19 protein-coding genes and 1 pseudogene are annotated in these 24,076 nt (G+C 40.6%); 13 read left to right on the plus strand and 7 right to left on the minus strand.

From position 1 onward, the window contains the following. The 6 genes and pseudogenes from GJU39_RS23660 to GJU39_RS20910 all read left to right on the plus strand — a co-directional run. Positions 1-194 (plus strand): annotated as a pseudogene (locus GJU39_RS23660) (hypothetical protein); the annotation flags it as partial. Between the two features lie 612 nt (positions 195-806). After that, positions 807-2,471: an LTA synthase family protein gene (locus GJU39_RS20890; protein WP_245228046.1), complete on the plus strand. Its 1,665-nt coding sequence runs from the start codon at positions 807-809 to the stop codon at positions 2,469-2,471. A gap of 7 nt (positions 2,472-2,478) precedes the next feature. Further along, a complete protein-coding gene (locus GJU39_RS20895; RefSeq protein ID WP_154282946.1) occupies positions 2,479-3,174 on the plus strand; it encodes an HD domain-containing protein in 696 nt (231 codons plus the stop codon). 411 nt (positions 3,175-3,585) lie between these two features. Further along, positions 3,586-4,128: a cysteine hydrolase family protein gene (locus GJU39_RS20900; protein WP_154282947.1), complete on the plus strand. Its 543-nt coding sequence runs from the start codon at positions 3,586-3,588 to the stop codon at positions 4,126-4,128. Positions 4,129-4,424: 296 nt separating this feature from the next. Further along, positions 4,425-5,294 (plus strand): helix-turn-helix domain-containing protein, encoded by an 870-nt coding sequence (locus GJU39_RS20905; RefSeq protein ID WP_154282948.1) that lies wholly within the window; start codon positions 4,425-4,427, stop codon positions 5,292-5,294. Between the two features lie 719 nt (positions 5,295-6,013). Beyond that, entirely contained in the window at positions 6,014-6,190 is a 177-nt protein-coding gene (locus tag GJU39_RS20910) for a hypothetical protein (protein WP_154282949.1), read from the plus strand. A 1,161-nt stretch (positions 6,191-7,351) separates the two neighbouring features. Here GJU39_RS20910 and GJU39_RS20915 read toward each other — a convergent pair. Then, a complete protein-coding gene (locus GJU39_RS20915) occupies positions 7,352-8,203 on the minus strand; it encodes an AraC family transcriptional regulator (RefSeq protein WP_154282950.1) in 852 nt (283 codons plus the stop codon). A gap of 207 nt (positions 8,204-8,410) precedes the next feature. Between GJU39_RS20915 and GJU39_RS20920 the strand changes: the two genes are divergently transcribed. From GJU39_RS20920 to GJU39_RS20945, 6 genes are all read left to right on the plus strand, one after another. After that, positions 8,411-8,611, plus strand: coding sequence for a hypothetical protein (locus GJU39_RS20920; protein WP_154282951.1), 201 nt, complete (start codon positions 8,411-8,413; stop codon positions 8,609-8,611). Between the two features lie 281 nt (positions 8,612-8,892). Next, on the plus strand, positions 8,893-9,291 hold the full coding sequence (locus GJU39_RS20925) for a hypothetical protein (protein ID WP_154282952.1): 399 nt from the start codon (positions 8,893-8,895) through the stop codon (positions 9,289-9,291). Between the two features lie 176 nt (positions 9,292-9,467). Continuing rightward, positions 9,468-13,868, plus strand: a complete 4,401-nt coding sequence (locus tag GJU39_RS20930) for a CusA/CzcA family heavy metal efflux RND transporter (protein ID WP_154282953.1) — start codon at positions 9,468-9,470, stop codon at positions 13,866-13,868. Positions 13,869-13,882: 14 nt separating this feature from the next. Continuing rightward, positions 13,883-15,073 carry an efflux RND transporter periplasmic adaptor subunit gene (locus GJU39_RS20935; RefSeq protein WP_154282954.1) on the plus strand — a complete coding sequence of 397 codons (1,191 nt, stop codon included), beginning with the start codon at positions 13,883-13,885 and terminating at the stop codon, positions 15,071-15,073. Positions 15,074-15,083: 10 nt separating this feature from the next. After that, entirely contained in the window at positions 15,084-15,779 is a 696-nt protein-coding gene (locus tag GJU39_RS20940) for a hypothetical protein (RefSeq protein ID WP_154282955.1), read from the plus strand. A gap of 350 nt (positions 15,780-16,129) precedes the next feature. Beyond that, the gene (locus tag GJU39_RS20945) at positions 16,130-17,404 is read left to right on the plus strand and encodes a Shedu immune nuclease family protein (protein WP_154282956.1); all 1,275 of its coding nucleotides are present in this window, start codon (positions 16,130-16,132) and stop codon (positions 17,402-17,404) included. Positions 17,405-17,843: 439 nt separating this feature from the next. Here the strand turns inward: GJU39_RS20945 and GJU39_RS20950 are convergent, their stop codons facing one another. The 5 genes from GJU39_RS20950 to GJU39_RS20970 form a co-directional block, all read right to left on the minus strand. Beyond that, positions 17,844-19,328: a serine hydrolase gene (locus GJU39_RS20950; RefSeq protein WP_342448233.1), complete on the minus strand. Its 1,485-nt coding sequence runs from the start codon at positions 19,326-19,328 to the stop codon at positions 17,844-17,846. Positions 19,329-19,802: 474 nt separating this feature from the next. After that, positions 19,803-20,171, minus strand: a complete 369-nt coding sequence (locus tag GJU39_RS20955; RefSeq protein ID WP_154282958.1) for a hypothetical protein — start codon at positions 20,169-20,171, stop codon at positions 19,803-19,805. A 430-nt stretch (positions 20,172-20,601) separates the two neighbouring features. Further along, the gene (locus tag GJU39_RS20960) at positions 20,602-21,264 is read right to left on the minus strand and encodes a potassium channel family protein (RefSeq protein ID WP_154282959.1); all 663 of its coding nucleotides are present in this window, start codon (positions 21,262-21,264) and stop codon (positions 20,602-20,604) included. Positions 21,265-21,311: 47 nt separating this feature from the next. Then, positions 21,312-21,536, minus strand: coding sequence for a hypothetical protein (locus GJU39_RS20965; protein ID WP_154282960.1), 225 nt, complete (start codon positions 21,534-21,536; stop codon positions 21,312-21,314). A gap of 185 nt (positions 21,537-21,721) precedes the next feature. After that, the gene (locus GJU39_RS20970) at positions 21,722-22,237 is read right to left on the minus strand and encodes a GIN domain-containing protein (RefSeq protein ID WP_154282961.1); all 516 of its coding nucleotides are present in this window, start codon (positions 22,235-22,237) and stop codon (positions 21,722-21,724) included. A gap of 405 nt (positions 22,238-22,642) precedes the next feature. Between GJU39_RS20970 and GJU39_RS20975 the strand changes: the two genes are divergently transcribed. Then, a complete protein-coding gene (locus tag GJU39_RS20975) occupies positions 22,643-23,470 on the plus strand; it encodes a transporter (protein WP_154282962.1) in 828 nt (275 codons plus the stop codon). Positions 23,471-23,882: 412 nt separating this feature from the next. On the opposite strand, the gene GJU39_RS23665 is transcribed toward GJU39_RS20975, so the two are convergent. Further along, the coding region (locus GJU39_RS23665) for a hypothetical protein (RefSeq protein ID WP_209437699.1) at positions 23,883-24,076 on the minus strand (194 nt) is incomplete at its 5' end.

Below are 24,076 nucleotides of genomic sequence, written 5' to 3' on the forward strand. Positions count from 1 at the left end.
TTCTGCTTTTTTCAAGCAACAACTCTGGGGGTCAATTTAAAATTGGCGAAAGGGGGTCAAATTTATTGGTATATGCAACAAAGGCGCTGGAAATTGCCAACGAACTTAAAAATACAAGGGAAGTTAGTGAGCTCCATATCGAGGAAGTCGCCATCAATAGAGCTCAGCAGTGGTTCATTACGCTCGAGGGATAATAAAGGGCGATTAATACAATAACATTTAAACAGCGGTCAGGGATTCAGAAATCTTCTGACCAGTTAAAAGAAATATATATCAATGCAGAATAAAAGAAACATAAAGGCCCGGCCCGCTGCTGCCGGCACTGGCGTAAATGTCGCAAAGAAGAAAAAGGCAAAAGGCCCAAGACATTCCATTTTTTTAATGGTTTTTTATTGGGTACTAGCACTGCTTCTAGTTCTCGCAGCTTATTCGAAAGGTAGGCATTTCTTCGAGACACACTGGGATAAAAATAAAAAGCCAGTACCCCAATCAGCCTCCCCATATCAAAAAACAACAAAATGATGAGAACTATTTTCATAAAAAGCCGCTACAGTCTTCTGCATTGTTTTATGCTAAGTTTTCTTATCATCTCCAGTGTATTCAGGATTATTTTAACTGCAATGTCCTACACCAAGGGAGCGCTCAGCGCAATAAACATACTAACCGTCCTTGGTAAGGGGCTTGTTTTTGATATTGGGGTGAGTATTTACTTTTGTTTATTCTACGCCCTTTATCTGCTTATCCTTCCCCAAAAATGGAATGGTTCCGCCCTTGAGCGCACCTTTACAAGGATATTATTGTTTTTAATGGTACTAATATCGGTATTTTCTTTCTTCGCGGAATTTACCTTCTGGCTGGAATTCGAAAGCCGTTTCAATTTCATAGCAGTAGATTATTTGATCTATACCTACGAGGTCCTCCACAACATAAATGAGTCTTATCCGCTCCCGCTTTTAATTGCAGGCGTTGTACTCATTTCCCTACTCTGGAACTATCTCATGCGTACAGCTTTCAGGATCAGTTTCAGATCAGCTACCCCTGTTCTCCACAGAGTTGTATATACGCTCCTGATTTTTTTAGTGGCCTTATTTTATGGACTGAAAGTGGACAATTCCTGGGCGGAGAGTAGCAGTAACCGGTATGTCAGCGAAATTTCCAAAGCGGGCATATATTCCTTCATTGCGGCATTCCGGTCTAATGAGCTCAACTACGACCAGTTCTATCCCATGGTCTCAGGGAAGATCGCTTTCCAAAATACAAGAAAAGTACTGTCATACCCCTTAGCGACATTTCTGCCGGGGGAAGTTTCTATTCGTAGGATCGTTTCAAATGGCAATGGTCAAAACAAACCGAACGTGATCATGGTGGTGATGGAAAGTTTTAGTGCAGATTATATGGGAACCTTTGGTAATGCACAAGGACTAACGCCAACATTGGATGCCCTTGCCAAGCAGAGTATTTTATTTAAGCGCATGTATGCAACCGGGACACGCACGGTACGGGGTATGGAAGCACTTTCCCTTGCACTTCCGCCAACGCCAGGGAACAGTATTGTCAGGAGAGAAAATAATGCAAATCTGACGACTATCGGAAATATTTTTTTCAAACGTGGTTACTCAACATCGTTTTTTTATGGTGGTGATGGCTACTTTGACAATATGAATCAGTTCTTTGGAAACAATGGCTATGAGATAACCGATAGGGGCCGAAAGTTAACAATGGGGGATACCTATAAAGTAAAACGCACGATTTTAAAGGATGATCAGGTGTCCTTTGAAAATGCCTGGGGCATTTCTGACGGAGACCTGTTCTCAGCAGTAATCCGTAATGCAGACAGAAGTTTTCAGACAAAAAAGCCATTCTACGATTTTGTCATGACCACATCTAACCATCGTCCATTCACCTATCCCAAAGGAAAAATTGATATTCTCTCCGGTACGGGGAGAGCGGGCGCCGTGAAATACACCGACTATGCCATCGGTGAATTTTTAGCAAATGCCAGGAAGAAACCCTGGTTTGACAATACCGTATTTATATTTATTGCCGATCACTGCGCTGAAAGTGCGGGGAAAAATGAAATCGATATTTCCCGTTACCATATTCCCGCTATGATCTATAACCTTAAAGGAAAGGCCCCTTCACCAATTTCCATGCTCTGTTCTCAGATCGATCTATATCCAACGCTCTTCGGTCTGCTCAAGTGGGATTTTCAGGGAAATAATTATGGGCTTGATGTGCTCTCAGCATCCTATCGCCCCAGGATATTGCTGGGTACCTATCAAAAACTCGGCTATCTACGCAATGATACCCTTGTGGTACTCAGTCCCCGGAAAGCCCCCCAGAGTTATAGTTACAATTTTAACACCAATATACAGACGCTGGTAAAAACCCCGAAAACCATAACGCTGGATGCAATCTCGCTCTACCAGAGTGCCTATCATCTTTTTAAAAATGGTGGCTTAAAACAATAAACTTTATATGAACAATTATTCTTTATGGCTGGGCGGCTTGTTTTTAGGGCTAATGGCACTCTTAATAGGAAACTATTTTTTTAAGTTAAAAAGGAAAAATGTTTTTGATGTGCTTTTAGAGGAGACGGAGGCTTACGTTAGCCAGCTTTTTCAACAACACTGGCACAAGGACCTGGTGTACCACGACCTCGAACACACCAGGCTTGTGGTCAGCCGCACGCGCGAGATTGCTTCAAACTACCGCCTGGATAAGCTACGGCAATTCCTACTTTTTGCGGCGGCATGGTTTCATGACACCGGGCAGCTTTCGGGCAATCCTTCTGGTCACGAGGAGAGAAGCGTACTTCTAATGAAAGAATTTATGCTTGCTAGAGGGATTGAACTGGATGTTATTTTTGATATCGCAGCCTGTATTAGGGCGACTGCCATTCCCCATAACCCCAGGAATACGATTCAGGAGATCATCTGTGATGCGGATACCTATAACCTTGGAAGCGAGGAATTTCTGATAACCGATGAGAAACTGGCCAGGGAGCTCTACAAAAGATGCGGAATGGATCTGACAGATTGGGATAGCAAAACACTTAATTTCTTAACCGCACACCGTTTTTATACTCCATACTGCGGGTCTTTACTAACAAAGGGTAAAGAAGCGAATATTGAAACGGTTAAAGCACGAATCAAAGAAAAACAAACTAAATAAAAGCAAAAAGGATATGGAAAATGAATGGGATATTCTCCTAAGGCTTCTTATAGCCTTTATATCCCGCAGTGCAATAATTAGTTCTCCAGCTTCCACTTCGTAAATTAAATCTACATAGGATAGTAATAATTGCTGTTGGACTTGGTCGGCTAGACTTTATCCCTGTTCCCAATCTTATGTGGAAGCAAGTTTGCACTTGCGTTTGAAAATTCTGCCACTAAGGTAAACGATAATCAGTCTTAAATAATCTGGTCGATGTCTAATGCGCAACAGTGCAGGCAGGTGAATGTTGGTCTGTAATGATCTTAGGTAATTGTAAAGCACTTATCAAAATGGTTGGATTTGTACAGTATTTGGTTCAAATGCGATAACCCAATCCTGTAAATTCGAGTTGTATAAATAATTCTTAAAATGAATAAAGCACTGATAATAATTGACATTCAAAATGAGTATTTTGAGAACGGGGCATTGGCGTTGAAAGATCCAATTCCTGCCAGTGAAAATGCCAAAAAATTGCTGGATTTTTTTAGATCGAAGAGTCTTCCCCTGGTTCACATACAACATGTATCGCCTGAAGGGCAACCCTTCTTCATTGAGGGAACTACAGGCGTAGAAATTCATGAGAGTGTGAAGCCTATCGAGGGTGAAAAAATAATTACCAAACAGTACCCCAATAGTTTCCGGGATACCGAGCTTTTGGATCACCTCAAATCGCAAGGCATTACACATCTGGTGATTGCCGGAATGATGACACACATGTGTATAGATGCTGGAACACGTGCCGCATTCGATTTAGGATTTGAGTGCACAGTTATAGGGGATGCTTGCGCAACGACGGATCTCGAGATATCCGGACATGCTGTCAAGGCGACCGATGTGCATCATGCGTTCCTTGCGGCACTGGAATTCTTCTACGCAAAAGTTCAAAGCACCGATGAATACCTGAACAGTTAATATTTGATTGTGGAATTGGAGCATCGTGAATGGTTTTACTTTGCTCCATACCACAACAGTTCACATACTTCATCTTAATTAATGCAGTAATCCAAGAGGAGTACGCTTATATTTTGCGTAGAAAGGGAACGCCGTGAATGCAAGGTTTCGAACTATCTTTGACTGGTGTACCTGCACTTTTGGTCTGATACTGGAAAACGAACCGATCGAACCTGTCTTGTGATGCAGATATATTACTGTATAGATAATGTTGCTTAGCACCTAGTTAATGAACGAAAAATACCGAGCTAATAGATATGAAAACTATAAAATTCCATAAATCCGACTGCGGTGTGGAAATTTTGTTGAACGTGCTCAATCAGTACGACCTCAAAGATGGATACCTCAGTAGCGATGTTTATAATACCGACTATTTTGAGATTGCATTTATCAAAAAAGCTGAAGGCGGGCTACTGCTTAATCAAAAATATATTTCCTTATCAGAAAATACAATACTTTTTATTTCGCCATTTCAAAAAAGGAAGTGGATGGTGAACGAAAAGGACCTTGAGCTAACCTTGCTTATCTTTCAGGAAGATTTTCTGAATGAGTTTTTTGCGGATAAACTTTTCGCTTACCGGCTTTTTTATTTCTATCAACTGGATCTTTCCCTTTCTCTTCATCAGCCTGGGAATGAGATGACGAGAATTTGTGAAATGCTTTCTGAAATTAAAAATGAATTGATCATTCCGAAGCCTGATAGTTCGCATATCATCAGATCGTTGGTCTATTACCTGCTCCAAAAACTAAACCGGGCATATGCGTTGCAAAATGACCTGTCCTTAAAATTGCCGGAAAATAATTTTGCCTATCAATATAAACAGCTACTCGAAAAACACATTTCCACCCATCAAAGAATTGATGATTATGTGAAAATGTTAGGCTTGAGCAGAATCAGCATTAATGCCGCTGTGAAGAAGCAATTTAATGTTACAGCCACGCACATGCTGAAACAGAGGTTGCTTTTTGAAATTAAGAATCTCTTGATACATGCCAACAAAACTGTCTCTGAAATCGCTTATGACCTCCAGTTCTCTGAGCCTACCCATCTTATGCGCTTTTTCAAAAAACAAACACAAATGACCATCGGTCAGTTTCTTGATGAGTATAAACATGCCATTTCTTAGCAAAAGATATACTGTAGTGTTTAGCTTTCGATCACGATATTAACTAAGTATGCCAAGTGTATCGATGCCATTTTACATTCTCTGCAGCCTGTTGCTTATTAATTTGGTTGCGTTAAAATTAAGGTGGTTGTTTAGCTAACGGCGTTGTGCTGATCTTTGCTGCTACAAATGATAGTAATCGATATTATAATCTTGAAAAAAATCTTAATAATGGCTGCATTCTGCATGCTATCCGCATTAGCATTAGCACAGGGTAAAAACAATAGCAAAGCAAGCATTCAGTTTTTAAGAAATGCAACGTTAATAATCCAGTATGGCAACTATAAAATAATTGGTAGATCCTATGCTTTCCAAAAAGGGAGCAATTGAATCCTAGGCCGGTATAACAGGAAATCCAATTGTAGACCTTAAAATGCCAGTCAAGTCTATCGTTAGTGAGCTTTTCTGATGCTGGTATCCCACACCCATGCTGACCACTTTGATCAAGCAGCAATCTCCTCGCTGGATAAATCTCTTAAAATCATCAACCAGCCTTCCGATTCATCCTTTTTCGAACTTCCTGGATTCCGAAATGCGAAACACTTAAAACCAAAACCATTTGGAACACAATTTATATTGAGCGGATTGGTGGCGAACATGGTTCAGGAAAAGTGCTTAAAATAATGGGGAAGACTTCTGGGGTTGTCTTGAGCAGCGTTCACCTTCCAAAAATTTATATCATGGGAGATGCCATCTGGAATGACAAAATCAAAAAAGAGATCGAGCGCCTTCATCCGGATTTCATTGTTATCAATTCCGGAGGCGCCAGAGGTCCAGGGTTCGAGCAAGCCGCCCCGATCATTATGGATGAAAAACAAACGATGGAACTCATAGCGGCTTGCGGAAATGCCAAGTAGGTCGCCGTGCATATGGATGCCCTTGATCATTGCCGTACTTCGAGAGTCATCTTGCGAAAAGAAGCGAAAGATCATCATATCGGGATAAAATAGCTGGCAATACCTGAAGATGCCCAGATTATTGAACTCTCCAAATAAGATTGTTCACGAGAGGGTGAATTTTCTTAACACGTTCCCTCATTCAACATGGTCAACCCTTCAGCATGTGACAATTTTCATCCAGACTTCCCTAAGCAAAAAATGCAACCTGAATGTTTACCTGAACTGTTGACAGTCCTTTTGCTGGCCTGCTGAATTCACCTGTAAAACCATCCCAGTAGGGTTTGTCTGAGAACGAATTTGCAATTTGCGAAAGGGACCTATGATTCAATACAGGTGGTTTCTCAAATTTTTGGAGGTCAGTCCCGCTTACTATAGGCCTCAAAAACAACGTAAACCTCTTTTTTTCCTAAGATGATAATTGAGCGTGTAACCATATGCTTTCTTTGCTTCGAGTAATTTTTATGATCCACGGGCAACTAAGAATTGATGAAAATATCATCGTCTCAATCATAAAGTTAAGCTTGCTACTCCAAGGCGCATAATTCGGTCCTGTAAAGTGCCATTTGCTATTTACATTGATCCCTTAATAACGACAATAAATTTGTTTTGATCTCCTGGAGGTGCTACGTAAAGGATTACTTAAAAAGCAACCGTATTCCCTGACAATAGCTTCATTCTGATTATTTCCCCTCGGATCTTCAAATGTGTAATTTAAAACACAAGTAGGGTATTTTAGGCAACAATACTTTTTCGGTCAAGCGCAATTCCATAGTGGATATTGATAAAAGTGAAAGCAAATGTCGCAAAAGTGTAATTAAATTTTACTGATGCATCAATAATTTTGGTTTATGTGATTCCGTTGCAGGCATGTTAACTATCGCATTATTAAAATTTAATTAAGTAAAGTCATACTAAGGTGAAGAAAATCGAATTTTTGAACATGGTGTCATTTGATTGCATATGCACGGATTGGAAAGGCACAAGATCGCCATAGAAAGTTCAGCTTTCCCGAAGGTGAAAATATAATTACGAGAGGGCTGATTTCCAATAGGGTTGAGCTATCGGGTACAAGCAGGCGAATGGCAGTATTTCAAGGCAAACATTGGCAAGCAATGGTCTTTAATAGCTCTGTTCTGCAATGGAATTCTTTTGATATTCCTTTGGCGTTGTGCCGGTGTATTTTTTGAAAAAGCGATTAAAGTAGCTATCGGTTTCAAATCCCAGTTTCCAGGATAGTTCCCTGCTGGTGATCTTTGACCAATAAAGTAAACGCTTTGCCTCAATTAAAAGGTGTTCATCGATAAGTTGTTTAGGTGATTTTCCTGTGAATTGTTTTACCTGTTGGTTGAGCACGGTAGTAGTGATATTAAGTTGGTCGGCATAAAAAGTCACCTCATGGTGTTCCGTAAATTGGCTTTTTAAAAGTTTGCGAAAATCGGCATAGACATTATTAGTCGGTATTTCCATAGTAGGATAATGTTCCGAGAGCATCGTGCAATATACAACCAGCACATCCAATAATGACCTGATGATTGCCAGCCCTGATAAGTTACTGATATTGTGTTTTTGCATCAGACAAAGAATACTGTCGATTTGTCCAAGTTCATCGACTGATATTTTAATCGAAGAACGAGAAAATAGTTCATTCAGCTTGCTGAAAAATACAGACCCTCGGTCAGAAATGAGCTTTTGCGAAAATGATACTGATTTAATCCTGCCATTTACAGTTGGGTGTGTGTGAACACGATCAATATCTAATAATAATATTGCAGGTGCACTGACCCTGTCACTCTCAAAATCTGCAAGATGGAGCACTGAACCGGAATACAAAAAGCTTAAGATAAAATAATCATGAGAGTGCGGCTCGTGGTTTATGGCGAGGAACTTAAATAATTCCTCACTTTCCATAAAGCTAAAGTCGTTTTGATCAATTGGGTAGTCCAGTTGATATTTAGGCAGGATGTTGTTCATAAGTGTGACAGTGAATAAATGTACATATTGTTAACCTTTTTTTATACGCCTTGATGATGACGTTTTTAGTTAACTAAAATAATAAAGATTATCAAATAGATAAGACTGACTAAGATGAAATCAATCCTTTGATTCGATTCATATGCATGATAATCCTGGCCGAATTTAAGTGCTTTATTATAATATTTTACATAAATACCCAAGATTATGGAACGATTAGGTGAAATTATCGATCTCAATTGCATTATTGGAGTTGGGACCATATTGGATTTCAATGATCAGGAAATTCTTTTCAATATTCTTGATATGACAGCCTTCTCACCAGTAGGGTTCAAGGTTAATTTTGAAATTGAGCTTAAAACGGAAGGTTTGCGTGCGGTTAAAATTAATCCCTTTGGCAGGCCTTGATGTAAATTAATAGAATTGTCGAGATACATCCTGGGATAATAATTGACGAAGTTTTGTGTCTAAAGATAAGGTTACCGATCTCAACAGTTAGTCCCTTTTTCAGTAAACCAAAGCTGGAAACGATGGCGAGATTGGTTGGTATCTGATTAAAACATTGCTATCCATTCGAAATATCGATTATTTTCATTGCTTTTCGGACTGATAGGTAGGCCAAAAAAATATAATTCAGGTAACGATACTAAAAATACAAGTATTCAATTATCTTTGACTAAATTATCAAAATGAGGTTTCTTAGACATCTTCCTTTCCTTCTTGCGCTTTTCGTGCTCTTAGGGCATGACGTGGTTCCGCACCTTGATGCGGTAAATCAGGTGGAGCAGGTATATGTCGATGATCACAATTTGCCATTACCGATCCAGGAAAATACATCATCGCTCGGTCATGTTTTTTCACACCTTCAACACAGCAAGGCTGACAGGACACTTATTTACCTGAATGCCCTGGTCAAGAAGGGTGCCCTTGATGCGCAAACTGCTTGCTTGATTCCTGAACCGACCGGATTTGGACAGCGCCAGCTTTGGTATGTCAACCTGATCAAGCATCGCTTTCGGGAAACCAATTTAGTGTACCGTTTTCGGCCCCAATCGTCCTTCTCTCTTCGAGGTCCCCCAATCTGTTAATACCTTCATTTAATTTGCAGGCAGCCGGAATTTTTGTGTCCGGACTTTTCTATTTTATATAATAGAGCCCCCTTCAGAACTACATTTAATATGGCAACATGAGCCGACTTGCAAACACGTAAGTCCCTAAGACTCTATCTGCCATCATTTTTTATTTCATTTTTATACATACCAAGATGTTAGATAGGATAATTTATTTTTCCATCAAAAATAAGCTTGTGATTGGCCTTTTCACGCTTGCTTTAATTATCTGGGGAGTCTATTCGGTTACTAAACTGCCGATTGATGCTACACCGGATATTACTGATAACCAGGTAATGGTTATCACTGTTTCACCTACACTCGCCGCTCAGGAGGTAGAGCAACTCGTTACATTCCCAGTTGAACAGACTATGGTCAACATTCCTGGGATAAAGGACATGAGGTCTTTTTCAAGATTTGGGCTGTCAATTGTTACCATCGTTTTTCAGGAAGGCGTCGATATTTACTGGGGCCGGCAGCAGGTTCAGGAGCGCCTGAGTATCGCTGAAAAGAATATTCCCCAGGGCGTGGGTACCCCAGAAATGGCGCCGGTGACGACAGGCCTGGGGGAAATTTACCAATACGTCATCCATCCCGAAGAGGGGTTTGAGGATAAGTATACCTCAACTGACCTGCGAACCATCCAGGACTGGATTATAAAAAGACAACTAATGGGTACCCCAGGGGTTGCCGAGGTAAGTGGTTTTGGCGGGTTTGTCAAACAATACGAGATTGCTATAGATCCCGATAAAATCGCAAGCCTAGGGGTAACGATCACAGATATTTTCACTGCGTTAAATAAAAACAACCAAAACACTGGCGGCGCTTATATTGATAAAGGCCCGAATGCGTATTTTATTAGAAGTGAAGGCCTGGTAAAAAATATCGACGAGATTGGAAAAATCGTTGTGAAAAGCAATAATGGAGTGCCTATTCTCATTCGTAACCTTGCAAAAGTTCAATTCGGAAATGGCGCCCGGTACGGTGCCGCAACCCGAAACGGACAGGGGGAGACCGTTACCGGTGTGGTGATGATGCTCAAAGGGGCAAATTCCTCAAAAGTGATTACAGATGTAAAAGCTAAAATGGACAAAATCCTCAAATCTCTTCCTAAAGGCGTGATTGTTGAACCTTTTCTTGACCGGAAGAAATTGGTTGACAATGCCATTGGAACGGTATTGAAGAACCTGATAGAAGGCGCACTGATCGTAATTTTTGTGCTGATACTTTTTCTTGGAAATTTCAGAGGCGGTTTGGTGGTGGCATCAGTCATTCCACTGGCCATGCTCTTCGCAATTGCCATGATGAACCTTTTCGGGGTATCAGGTAATTTGATGAGCCTCGGCGCCATCGACTTTGGTATCATTGTCGACGGAACGGTGATTATTGTAGAAGCCGTTATGCACAGGATTTCCTCCAGCAGGGATACCTATCCAGGTATACTCAAGCTCAGGCAGGATCAGATGGATGAGGAAGTTTATGAATCCTCCCGCAAAATTCGGAGTGCTGCTGCATTCGGTGAAATTATCATTTTGATCGTCTATCTGCCGTTGTTAACGCTGGTAGGTGTCGAAGGAAAGATGTTTATGCCCATGGCACAAACGGTATCTTTCGCAATACTTGGGGCATTTCTGCTTTCCTTTACTTATGTGCCAATGATGTCTGCCCTCGCTCTCAGTAAAAAAACCGAACACAAACGTAACTTTTCTGATCGGATGATGGATACCATCCAGCGTTTTTACACCCCAATAATTGAAGGGGCCATGCGCTTCAGGTTTTGGGTGCTCATCGGTGCTATTGGCCTTTTTACAATCACAGTTTTCGCATTTGGTCGAATGGGCGCGGAATTCATTCCCCAGCTCGATGAAGGAGATTTTGCTGTAGAAACCCGTGTACCTGTTGGGAGCTCGATCAATCAGATGATCGATGTATCCAAAAAAGCGCAGGATATCCTCTTAAAAAATTATCCGGAAGTCAAACAGGTGGTCAATAAAATTGGTTCAGGGGAAATCCCTACCGATCCTATGCCTATCGAAGCAGGGGATATGGTGGTCACCCTAAAGTCCAAAGACGATTGGGAGAGTGCAGGTAGCAGAGAAGAACTTATCGAAAAGATGCAGAAATCTCTTTCAGTAATCCCCAATGCAACCTTCAGCTTCCAGCAGCCGATTCAAATGCGCTTCAACGAGCTTTTGACCGGAGCCAAGCAGGATGTAGTACTTAAAATCTATGGTGAGGACCTTGATGTGCTCTCTGATCTTGCCCGTGAGGTCGGTCGCAAGATTCGTTCCATTGATGGGGTGGAAGATCTCTATGTAGAAGAAATCGCAGGGCTTCCACAAATCGGTATCCAGTTCAATCGGGATAAGATAGCAGAATATGGCCTCAACGTTGAAGATATAAACAGTACAATTGAGGCTGGGTTTGCAGGAAAGACGGCCGGACTGGTTTACGAGGGAGAGCGGCGTTTTGATATGGTGGTCCGCTTGGACAGCGCAAACAGGAAAGGTATAAATGATGTTCAAAACCTATACATCGGTACGCCCAATGGTCAACAGATCCCACTGAGTGAAGTAGCCGAAGTCTCCTTTAAACCCGGACCTGTTCAAATACAGCGAGACAACGCCAAACGCCGCATCACCGTAGGCTTCAATGTACGTAGCCGGGATGTAAAAAGCATTGTCACCGATATTCAGCAGGTCATGGCAGCAAAGGTAAATATGCCCACGGGTTATTATGTGACCTATGGAGGTCAATTTAAAAACCTGGAGGAGGCCAATGCACGCCTTGCAGTTGCACTGCCTGTTGCGCTTCTGCTTATACTGCTCTTATTATACTTTACTTTCAGCTCCGTTAAACAGGGACTATTGATATTTACTGCAATCCCACTATCAGCAATCGGGGGCGTATTTGCACTAATGTTCAGGGATATGCCATTTAGTATATCTGCCGGGGTAGGCTTTATTGCACTTTTCGGCGTCGCGGTACTTAACGGAATCGTGTTGATTGCAGAATTCAACCGACTCGAGGCTGATGGTGTGACCGATATCTTTGAACGAATCCGAATCGGTACCAGTGTAAGGCTCAGACCGGTCTTGATGACCGCAACGGTAGCCTCACTGGGCTTTCTTCCGATGGCAATCTCAGCTTCATCAGGCGCTGAGGTTCAGCGTCCACTTGCAACAGTGGTGATCGGCGGACTGCTCAGTGCAACCTTGCTGACACTGGTTGTGCTGCCTGTACTATATATCTATTTTACCAAAAAGTCACCTCCTATGACTCTGAAGATCGCCACACCTGTTCTCACCATACTGATGCTCGCAGGGACGCTATTTGCCCCGGCCATATCAATAGCCCAGCAAACAGTCAATATCAGGCCTGTTTCACTTGAACAGGCAATTGCCGAGGCGGTAAAGAATAACAGCGCGATTAGGATTGCTGATTTTCAGATCAGTGAGCAAAAGGCGCTCAAATCTGCCAGTATAAATTTGCCTAAGACGGAACTTTTCTACACCCAGGGAGTAGTCAGTAATCCTACAGTTACTGATAATATTCTTGCGGTAAATCAGCGGATAGATTTCCCAACCCTTTATGGAGCGCAGTCAAAGCTGGCTTCCGAACGTATCTCTTCCAGCAGGCGTTACAAGGCCATTAAGGAAAATGACCTCGTCGCTGAAGTTAAAAGGACCTATTTGGACTATCAATTTGCACTCTCGAAACGAAGTTTACTCTTGCGTCTTGATAGTATTTATTCTAATCTCAGCAGAGCCAGTAATTTGCGCTACCGCACAGGGGAGTCAACCAATTTGGAGAATATTACCTCATCCGTACAGTCCCGTCAGATTGAGAACGAGCTGGAGAAAAACAGGGCCGATATTAAAATCGCCCAGGAACAGCTTCGTACTTTGCTGAACGCAAGCGATGAAGTTGTCATCGCCGATACACTTCTTCGCTCAAGTGAACTCACGATTCCAAAGGATATTGATTCCGTTGGAAATGCCAATCCCAATATACAATACCTGCTTCAGGAGCTTGCAGTAAGTGAACAAATGACCAGCGTGGAGCGCAACAGGATGCTGCCAGGACTTATTCTAGGTTATAGCAGCCAAACCTATAAAGGCGCACAGGCCATTAACGGAATTACTCAGAATTACTCGGGTAAAGACCGTTTTGGTTTTTTCCAGGTCGGCCTTGCCATTCCAATTCTTCCGGGCGGGAACAGGGCCAGGATAAAGGCTTCCAGGATTGGCGAGCAAATTGCCCAGGGACAGATCGAACTCACCCAACGCAATCTGCGTGGAAGACTTCGGGAACTTGTTCAGGAATATGATAAACTCCACAAGTCACTGGATTATTTGAAAGTACAGGCACTTCCTGAATCTGAACTGATCATAAGAAATGCTGAGCGCTCATTTAAAAGTGGGGATATTCCTTATGTGCAGTATCAGCAAAGCCTTACCCTTGCTACAGGGATCAGGGAACAATACCTTCAAACCCTTCATGATTATAACCTGGCGATAATATCCTTAGAAACCGTTTTAGGTGCAAAAAATTAACAGCAATACAATATATGAACAAGTCAATTAAAAAATATATTTCCCTGGTTCTTGTAGCCCTTGTGCTTAGCGCCTGCGGAGGGAAAAAAGAAAATAGTGAAGAAAGTGCACAGGCAGACAGCACGGTCAAGGATAGCACATCAGTGGATGAGAACAAAGTCACCTTCACTCCTGAGCAATATAGACTCGCTGATATTACTACCGGAAGTATCGAGGAGCGTAACCTGAGCAATGTGATTAAACTTAATGGTGTAATCGATGTCGAGCCGGCAAGCATCGCAACCGTGTCGGCTCCGCTTGGCGGATATATCAAAACGGCAGGTAAGCTTCCCGGCGAATATGTCTCTAAAGGTCAGCTCATAGCCGGGCTCGAAAACTCAGAGATTATCTCCATGCAACAGCAATACCTGGAGAGCATCGGTCGAATGGAGTATCTTGAGCAGGAGTTCAAACGTCAGCAGCAGCTCAGATCTGAAGATATCAACGCAGCAAAGACCTTTCAGCAGGTAAGTTCTGAATATAAGATAAATAAAGCAAAAATTGCGGGTCTTACCCAGCAACTTGTGTTGGTGGGTATAAACAGCTCAGCACTGAAAAATTCAGGAAAAATTGCCCGCACGGCTAGCCTCTACGCCCCGATTTCGGGTTATATAAAAACGAGCAATGTCAGCATCGGCAAATATGCCTCACCAACCGACGTCCTTTTTGAGATTGTTGGCAAAAGCGATATGCACCTGGCATTGAATGCTTTCGAGAAGGACTTAGATAAGATTAAGGTAGGCGAAAACGTAAAGTTTTCCTTGGCTAGTGAAAATAATTTCAATAGAAATGGGAAGGTTTTCCTAATCGGAAGGGCTGCAGCAGAAAACAAAATGATCCCGGTGCACTGCCACATGGAAGACCAGCCCGGGCTTGTTGTAGGGATGTATGTTAAGGCATGGATTGAAACCGGGACGGAAAAACAATTGGCCGTTCCTACTGATGCAATAGTGAAACTGGGCGATAAGGATTATCTGATCATTCAGGTGTCTGGTGGTGACAAGGGTTATGTGTTTCATCTTGACGAAGTAAAAAAGGGAGCGGAACAGGAAGGATATACCGCTGTTGTTACTCCCTCACATCTGGATGTAAAGTCCGCAAAGATTGTAACCAAGAATGCTTATGCCATCCTTTCTGCATTGAGAAATGCAGCTGAGGAGGAATAAAATAAAGGACATGAATTTTATAAAAATATTATTTTCAAGGCGGTTCATTATTGAACTGCTGCGAATCCTCGCCGTGGGCGCGGTAAGCTTGCTCTTTTATCTGCAGTTCATCCCGATTCCTGTTCTGCTCCTGATCATGGCCTTCGGACTCTATGGCCTTACAAAATCGGCTGTTACTGTCCTTTTCAAAGAAAGAAAAGTAGGGACTGAGCTATTTGTTAATGTAGCAGTAAGCATCTCTGTAATTGGCAAGGAGTATCTTGCAGGGGCGGTCGTGCTGATGATTATCTTGATCGCAGAATCAGAAACCAAATTCAAAAAGGATTATTTTACTTACCTGAAAGCCTATTATACCCGCAAATCCGGAGGTAATACTTTTCATTGGTATGACTTAAACGCTGTCGCTGTGCTCAAGACCGACGATGAGCGTACCTGGAGAGAGATTCTTGAGGAAATTATTGCGGCGATCGCTGCCGGCAAAGATCAGCATCAACTCAAGTTAAGCGTCAATGGTATCGTTTCAGCAGCACATGGTACCGTAAAAAGGATAGCAAACTATACCCTTGACAGTATTATTGTAGGGATAACCAACAGGCTGGCGCGGGAAGACTATGATAGATTTGTGGCCCATGTGGATTTTAAGCTCTTCGTACAGAAACGGGCTTATGACTTTTTTCATAACATCAATAACAAAACAAAAAAATAGCTGCGCCATTAAGATTACTTTAAGATCGAAACAAACGTGCTGAACGCGGTAGGAGTAGTGATAGTGGCAAAGAATAACACCGATGCAAAACGCCTTCATGGCTATGGGCAAAAGCCAGTCAGGAATCAATCCACATCGAAAGCGAACAACCTGAAGAACGCTGGTTGATATCGGTTACCCCATTTGGCTTTACTTAATGCTGTTTATCACAAAAAAATAAGCCAAATTTTACCAGCGCTGACTGGGGCTTATCTCTACGATAGAAAAATTAAAGGTGAAACATCGAAGCGATTAACGATTGAGTTAATGTTAAAAATGTTATACTTGTTTTTAACTAAAACAAACTCTCGATGATTAAAATTTACAGTTTGGACGATGTGCTCGTCCTAGAATACTGGGCCGATATGGGAGATACCACCTGGGCAAGAACCCAGCTGCGAGATGAAGGAATTTTTTCCATGAAAAGAACTTTTACTTTCACCCCCGAAGATCTGCTGAATGAGGAGGAGAGAGATAAAATTATGGCAGATAGCATGATTTCCAGCAAAGGAGACCCTGTTTATGAACATGATGAATTTGACAATGTCGAAAGCATTGCCTTTAAACTTGGTGAAATCGAAGGTGATTACTTTGTCATACAATCAGGAAAGGTGACCAGTGATGTGAAAGTTTATCTTCATAAGGATATCAAATTTGATGTAAAGCTTTTTGTTTCCCAGCGGAACATTTCTGTTTTTTCAAAACTCGAAAAGTATATCGGCAGCGATATTTTTATCGGTGGTGACCATGAGGACAATATCCCTGAAGAAGTAATGTGGGACCTCATCAAAAGATTTCCAAACAGCCGAGAGAAAGATTTATACGAAGCGGCTGTCATTTCGTCCATCATTCGGGAATATGTAGAATATGTGCCAGATTACCTTGCGAAATATGAACGGTACCTTAACCGTAAGGCAAAGGTGAGGTCATCAGATCTGCAGGAAATCTTGGAAGAACAGGAGCTGCGCAAATATAAAATGATCCTCGATAAGTTAAACCTAATGCTCAGACAGGAGAGCACTTACTCCGAAGCCCAATGGCAGGAAGAGATTCTGGGCATCATCACCTTGCTTTATCCAAAATACATACACGCCTTTAAAAACGTTACCGTTAAACGAAAAAATGATACCGCCCTTTTCCTGGATATATTATTACTTGATAGCGGGGGGTATGTCGATATCATTGAAATCAATAAACCTTTTGAAAGTGCCGTGGTTTCCAAAAATACTTACCGAAATAACCACATTCCATACAAAGAACTGGCCGGAACGGTGATGCAGATTGAAAAATACATTTATTACCTGAACCGTTGGGGAGCGGATGGGGAAGCAGAGATGAGCAAAAAACTCGATAGCCAGATCAGCGGGATTGAGGTTAAACTCACCAATCCCGGCGGATTGATTATTATGGGTCGTGACCATAACCTTAGCCCCGCCCAGAAGTCGGACTTTGAAGTAGTCAAACGGAAATATAAAAACATCATGGATATCCTGACTTATGATGAACTGATCCGCCGGTTAGAGTTTACCATAAAACTATGGGAAGCGCAGGGCGCCCCGGTAAAACTGAACGCTTCCACAACATAAAACCACTAGTTATCGGTCTACATTTTACAGATCAAAAAGGGCAAATCCAGAGGATTTGCTTTTAAACTTATTCAGGCTTTGAAATCCATGAATCTAAGCCCTCACTACTTCGATCCTTTAGCATCATGTGACGGAATTCTCTTATGAAGTTAAGGGATTTCTTTAGTGTTGCCAAAGAAACACAGAGATCATTTAGAATATCGGTTACATTTTTTGTAAGCTTTTTTTCTTCTTTAAAAAACAGCTTGGAAGTGATTGATGGCCGCTAAAAACTGAGATCAGTTGGTAATACTTTTATTACCAACTGCCATTTCACCGCCAAACTAGATATACCATAGTCCATTGACCCCGTCTCACCAAAAATAAAATTGTTGTAAAGTTTTGCTTGTCTGTATTTTAGAGAATTGGAGGAGAGGGGGCAAATGAATTGGTTTATGCATTAAAGTTTTAATCTTAGAATTTTAAGCTGTTGCTCCGCATTTTTATTCTGAGGATTTAGCTTAAAAGATTGTTCATAATTTTTGACTGCAAGTGTATTGTCTTCCAATTCTGCATAAGTTTCTCCCAAACTGTCGAAAGCATTAGCGCTGGAGGGATATAAAGTGACATTTAGCTTAAATAATTCCAAAGCATCTTTCAGCCTATTTTGAGAAATCAATTTGTAACCCCAAATATTAATTTCGCTTTCTGTTAAATTAAAGTTCTTATTTTTTGATTTTAATTTCTTGGCCGCTTCGATGGCATTTTTGTAACCGTTTTTGTCCAAAATTACTTTTAGAGATTTTGCTGAAGGCGACATTTCAAATCCATTGGTTTCTTTCATATCAGGAATAAATAGACCTGCCAACTCATCAATGAAAACATCTGGCGATCCACCTGATAAATTCGTTAAAACGATGATGGAGAGGTCATCTTTTGGATAAACAAATAAGGCTGCACGACCGCCGCCAACAGGAGCTACTGCAGGATGTTCATGTCGGCCTATTGTAGGCCAGCCTGCGGCGTAACCATTCAGAAGTCTGCTAAATCCGGCAGTTTTTCCATTGTTCAACAGATCAGGTTTCCAAAGTGCTTCTAAGCTTGATTTTTGCTTAAGTAATTTCATATTTTGTAAGGCTATGATCCAGTTTGCGAGTTCGTTTGCGGTAGAACTCATCCCTGCAGCTGTCTGTAACGGGGACGGAAAAGAGAAGAACATATTGTTGAGTTTACCCTTGGAAAACTGGTAGCTGTTTGCAGCATTTGGAACCAATTCTTTTGTTGCTCCAAATCCAGAACGTATGGTTTTTTCCATACCTACTTTTTGCAGTTGATTTTTAGTGATGAATTCCTGAAAGCTCATTTCGCTCAACTTATTAATAATCAATCCAAGTAAATAATAATTGGTTTGGTTATATCTAAATTCTTCGCCTGCTTTGAAATCAAGAGGCATAGCAATCACTTTTTTCCAAGCTAAATCAAAATTATCTGCAATCATAACAGCTTCTTCTTCATCTACAAGATCAGGAATTCCGGAAGTGTGTGATAAAAGTTGCCGAACTTTCACGGATTTCCAAGTTTCTGGAATATCAGTCAGATATTCTGAAATTGATGAGTCTAATTTTAATTTTCCTTCTTCTACCAATTGAAGAGCGGCAACACCTACAAAAGCTTTGGTGATAGAATTGATAGTAAACATAGTTTTACTACTTACAGCTATCGAATCCTGAATATTTGCCAATCCATAATATCCTGTTTTTATGATTTTGCCGTGTCTTACAATTGCTAACCCCAACCCGGGGATTTTTCGTTTGTGCATTTGATTTTGAATAAATACATCAATGCTGTCTGTTTGGGAGAAAACTGAAATTGTAGAAACTAATAATAAAATTGTAGTTAGTGTTTTTTTAAAAAAAGGATCATCTGAAGTTATGGATAAGGTTATTGCTGAATATTAAAAGTTTAAAAATAAATAAATCCTGATAGATAACACAAAGTTACTACCAGAAAAATTCAGTCAAATTTTGTAAATTTTATAACAGAAAATTTTATAAAAAAAACACGCTTAAAAGCTATAAATGCAGTTTTTTACTAGTTTTTAACTTTAAAAACTCAGCCAAATCATCCGAAATGAATCCAATTCTAGCCTCTACAATTAACTTTTACATTTGCCAACTTTTTTGTTCTAAGGTAATCTGGTCAAGGTGGTTTCAAGTGGGAGAAAATTTAAAATACATTAACTTTCGACAAAGGCTTATATGATTTTTTTTCTCTCCAAACCTCAACTATAGGCTCTATAAGCAGTAAAAAGCAATCTAAATGTTCAAAGTATTCCTGCTTAGGGGTACAAAGTGAATCATTATCAGAATACTTAAAAGCGGCCATTTAAAAAAATAACAAGCATTAGTAAATAAACATTTTAATCATCTGAAATATTCAGTATCCATTTTTTTAGTAAAACCTTTCTGGACTTTCGTTTGGCTCTAACTTTTTTTCTTTTATCGATGATTTTTGGAATCAAAGCATCTTTTTCTTTTCTCAATTTCAGCAGTTTTCCAAGCTCATCATACTCTGTCATTTTAATGTCTACTTCTGCCATTCGTTTCAAATCAGTAATAAATTTATTGCTTATCCGAACCACGACTGACCAGTAGTGGGAGGAATTCTTAGAGAAAAGAACTGAATAAAATTGAACACTGCTTTTAATAATTATAGCAAACAATGTGTGGCGAGGTCCATAAATAAATTCTATTTTTGTCGCACGGAAAGATGATAAAAGATGCGACATTTTTTGTGTTTTGCAACCCTCTGTATTTCAGTGCATTAAATTTATTTTTTTAATGTAAGTATAGGGATTTTGGGCAGTTTTTTGTTCCTATTTCTCTGCAGAACAATTAAAATCATCTGATTATCAGTGCGTTGTGATATTTTTTAGTGTTTCTTATTTGGTCAGTTATTTCTGTAACATACTGGTTATTAGTGTTTTTCAATTAATGTATCGGGAAGTAATTCTTAAAATGCCTAATACACCAAACAACTATCAATAACCAAGTTCTCATAGCTTAAAAAAAATAATAGCCTTTTAAACACGCTAAAATCAATTTCAGCAAGCCGTAGTTGTTTGTTTGCCGGACATAACCCCTTATCGATTCCCGTTTTTAAAGACCTTGATGTGGGTTCCTTAGAAATGTTTATGCTCAAAAGCTGCTAAAAAAAAATTATTTGTGATCTTCTTTGACTACCACAAACCAGCTTGATATATATGCCGTAAAAGTGCCGAATAGTCCAACGCCGGCAGTCATTAACACCGCTGCAATGATCCGGCCTTCGGTGGTTACCGGAAATTTATCACCATAGCCTACAGTTGTGATTGTTACATAGGCCCACCATATTGCATCTTCAGCAGTTTTAATATTACTATCAGGATCTTTCTCCACTTGAAGAATAGCAATAGAAGAAAATATGATAAGTAAGATGGCCAGTAGGGTTACTGAAGTGAAAGCTCCTTTCGCCTTGTTCCTGAAAACATGTTTGATAAACATTTGTGAAGAACGAAAAGCACGGATAAGTCGTAATAATCTGATAAGCCTGAGGACACGGCCGGCCCTCAGATAACTTATTGCCGGTAGGCTGGAAATTAAGTCGATCCAACCCCATTTCATAAAAGTGAGTTTATTTTTCGATTGGTAGAAACGAACGCAAAACTCCGCAAAGAAAAACACACAGATCGTATTATCTATATAGGTTAATAGAATGGAGGTCTCTTTTGGAAGGACTAAAATCGTGTCTACCAGGATGGCCAGTAGCACGTATATTGATAATATAAATACAACAAGATTGAGTAAGCCAAGTTGATTTTCATGATTTGGATTGGTAGGCATGCAGGCAGGATGAGGAATATCAGTAAGGAGTGATTATTTTTTGAGACTTATTTAAACAACCAGTTCCAAAAGCTTTTTTTCTTATTGGATTTTGATTCCACTTCAGCAGGATAAGTATTATTCCGGGTAGTATCTGTAACCAACAGGTTGATGTTTAGTGATGTCACTATTTTTTCAGGTAGTTCAAGATCTGGGATATTGATAACCGATGAGATCAAGTCTTGATTGTATGTTCCAAAATGGCTTTTTGAACGGTGAGGCAAATCAGTCATTTCATTTTTAATATCCCTTTGGTTTTTGGAAAGGTTAACTAAATGTAAGCATAATATAGTCTCCTTTTAGATCTTAGCTGGTGAAGTTAAATTAGTGTTGCTGTAATGGAGAGTATTTTGAGGTCATAAATGAAAGCCAAAAAAAAAGCGGCGCAAGGCCGCTTTTAGCAAATAACAAATAGAATTTATTTTGATAAGGCCATTTGGGTAGCGCCCACTGTAGGGTTGCTCATTTCTGTTTTTAGAGCAGCGAACCGATCTAAGTTTAATTTTGGGGTATTGCTCATCACTACACTGTGGCTATTGGTTGAGCCGCTTAGTTTCAAATCTGCGTGATCTTCGATAATGGTATACAGGCTTTCTGTTTTAGCATTGATGCTGGCCACCGCATGATCTTTTAATATTAGCTGAAGATATTTTACATCCAGTTTGCCTTCCGTTTTCACCACTGCATCTCCGGAAGCCTGAACCCTGTAAATGTCTTTAACGTAAACTATAATTTTTGCCGGGCCCTGATCTGCCGACGAAATTTTCAGCTCCGAGCCATATTGCATTACTTTTACGTTTCCGGTATTATCATCTGCGTAGCTGATGCGTTCGTTCCCGCTTTGAATCAGGGTAACTTCTACATTGCCGCTGATGATTACTTTGTTGAAGCTTTTCGGAGCAGCGATTTTGGTAGGTTGTTTTTCATCGGCCATTACGTTGGTGTTAAAAATAGTAGCTTAATAATGTAGCTGCCAATAAAGATTTTGAGAAGGTTGAGAATAAAGTTTTCATAATGTTGTCGTTTATATTTTGATTAATATTTTGTGATTGTTTGAATATGAGACGACAACAAGGAAAAAACGTTTCACCGGTTATTGGCGTATTATACCAACAGTAGTTTCTTGTCGACGAACAGCGCCGGAAATCGGGCGAAAAAGTGTTCATTTTTACACCTTCTGCATCTCGCCTAATATAATTTGAAATGATAGCAGGTAGTGATGAGGGAATGGATGGCCGCGCTTACCGTTAATCCGGTAGCGATATTCCTTCAGAATCAAAAAATAATAAAAAGGTTAAACTTTTTACCTGTTCAGCATGTTTAGGACGAAACTAAACGGATGAAAAATTTATTTACCCTAATATTTTTATGGCTTGCATTTTCAACAGCGGTATACAGTCAGCAGCCTGCCGGAGCTGTGCCCGCAAAACCAGTAACCAAACCCAAACTCAGGGAAATGGAACCAGACCGGCCGGATGTGAGCGAATCGCCGAGAACCATTGATGCCGGGCATTTTCAGTTTGAAAGCGATTTGTTTCGGTTAGAAACCCAACATGAATCTGAAAGCCGCAACCGGGAATATTTAATCAACCAGGCCAATCTAAAATTCGGAATTACAAAGTCTACCGCTATTCAGCTGGCCATTCAGAGTTACAACATTAACAAAGAAACGGCTACTGACGGAGAAACAGAAACCAGCCACGGGATTGGAGATCTTACCCTGCGGATTAAACAAAACCTGTTGGGCAATGATGAGGGAAAATTTGCCATAGCCATATTGCCATACGTCAAATTTCCTACATCTGTTGCTGATGCGCAGAGTCAATATGAAGGAGGATTAATTATCCCCATGAGTTTTGACTTAGGCAAAGAATGGAAAATGGGCATGCAGGTGGAGGCAGACCGGGTTCAAAATGAAGAGGGGAAAGGGCATCATAATGAAATCTTGCAAACGCTTACCGTTTCGCACCCATTGGTTAAGCATCTGGATGCCATATTGGAGACTTATTATACTTATGCCTTAAAAGAAAAGCACCTGAATAATTTCTTAAACGCTGCAGTACAGTATGAGATCGGATCTGATGTGATGATTGATGGTGGTGTAAATTATGGTCTTCAGCACGATGCGAAGAGAAGTTATTTCCTGGGTTTATCTTTCAGGTTATAATAGATTAATCAGTTTTGTGAACGAGGTAAGGATCGCTAACTGTTGATTTAAAAAAAATGATTAATTCAACTATACAGATGAGATTAAAATAATAGTATGAACGGTGGGTTAAAACGCTCGTCTTCCTGAACTTGTTTCAGGATCTAAATTTTTTCCTTTTTCGGGGCAAGATGCCGTTAGTTGGATAGGGACTGCTGTATAAGACTATGAGGGAAACTCCCCTCCTGATTTAGGAGGGGCGGGGGGTGGTTAGCTTCTAATTATTAATTTTTTTTCTCCCAGTCATTTAGTACACAAAGGAGAATCCCCGCTGCGCTGGCTTGCCTCGGCTGGCCGCCGAAGGGCTCTAAACTTTTCCTTGATGAAAAGTTTAACAAAACTCAAGGCTTGGATCTGATGTCGGATAAAATCGTTAAAGCTTTTTGTCGGCAGCACAAGTTCCCGATGAAGGATCGGGACGGACGCGCTGCCTTGGGGAGTGGTGGGTTGAAAGTTTGTGGTGAAAGCTTGAACGTTTTCTCCTTCCATCATCTCCTAGGCCGGAGAGCTGGGTGGCGATAGCGAGGTTCAATTTTGGATTTATACGGTTCTTGATGTTAGTACAGG

Origin of the sequence: Pedobacter petrophilus, assembly GCF_009674725.1 — a bacterium.
Taxonomy (GTDB): domain Bacteria; phylum Bacteroidota; class Bacteroidia; order Sphingobacteriales; family Sphingobacteriaceae; genus Pedobacter; species Pedobacter petrophilus.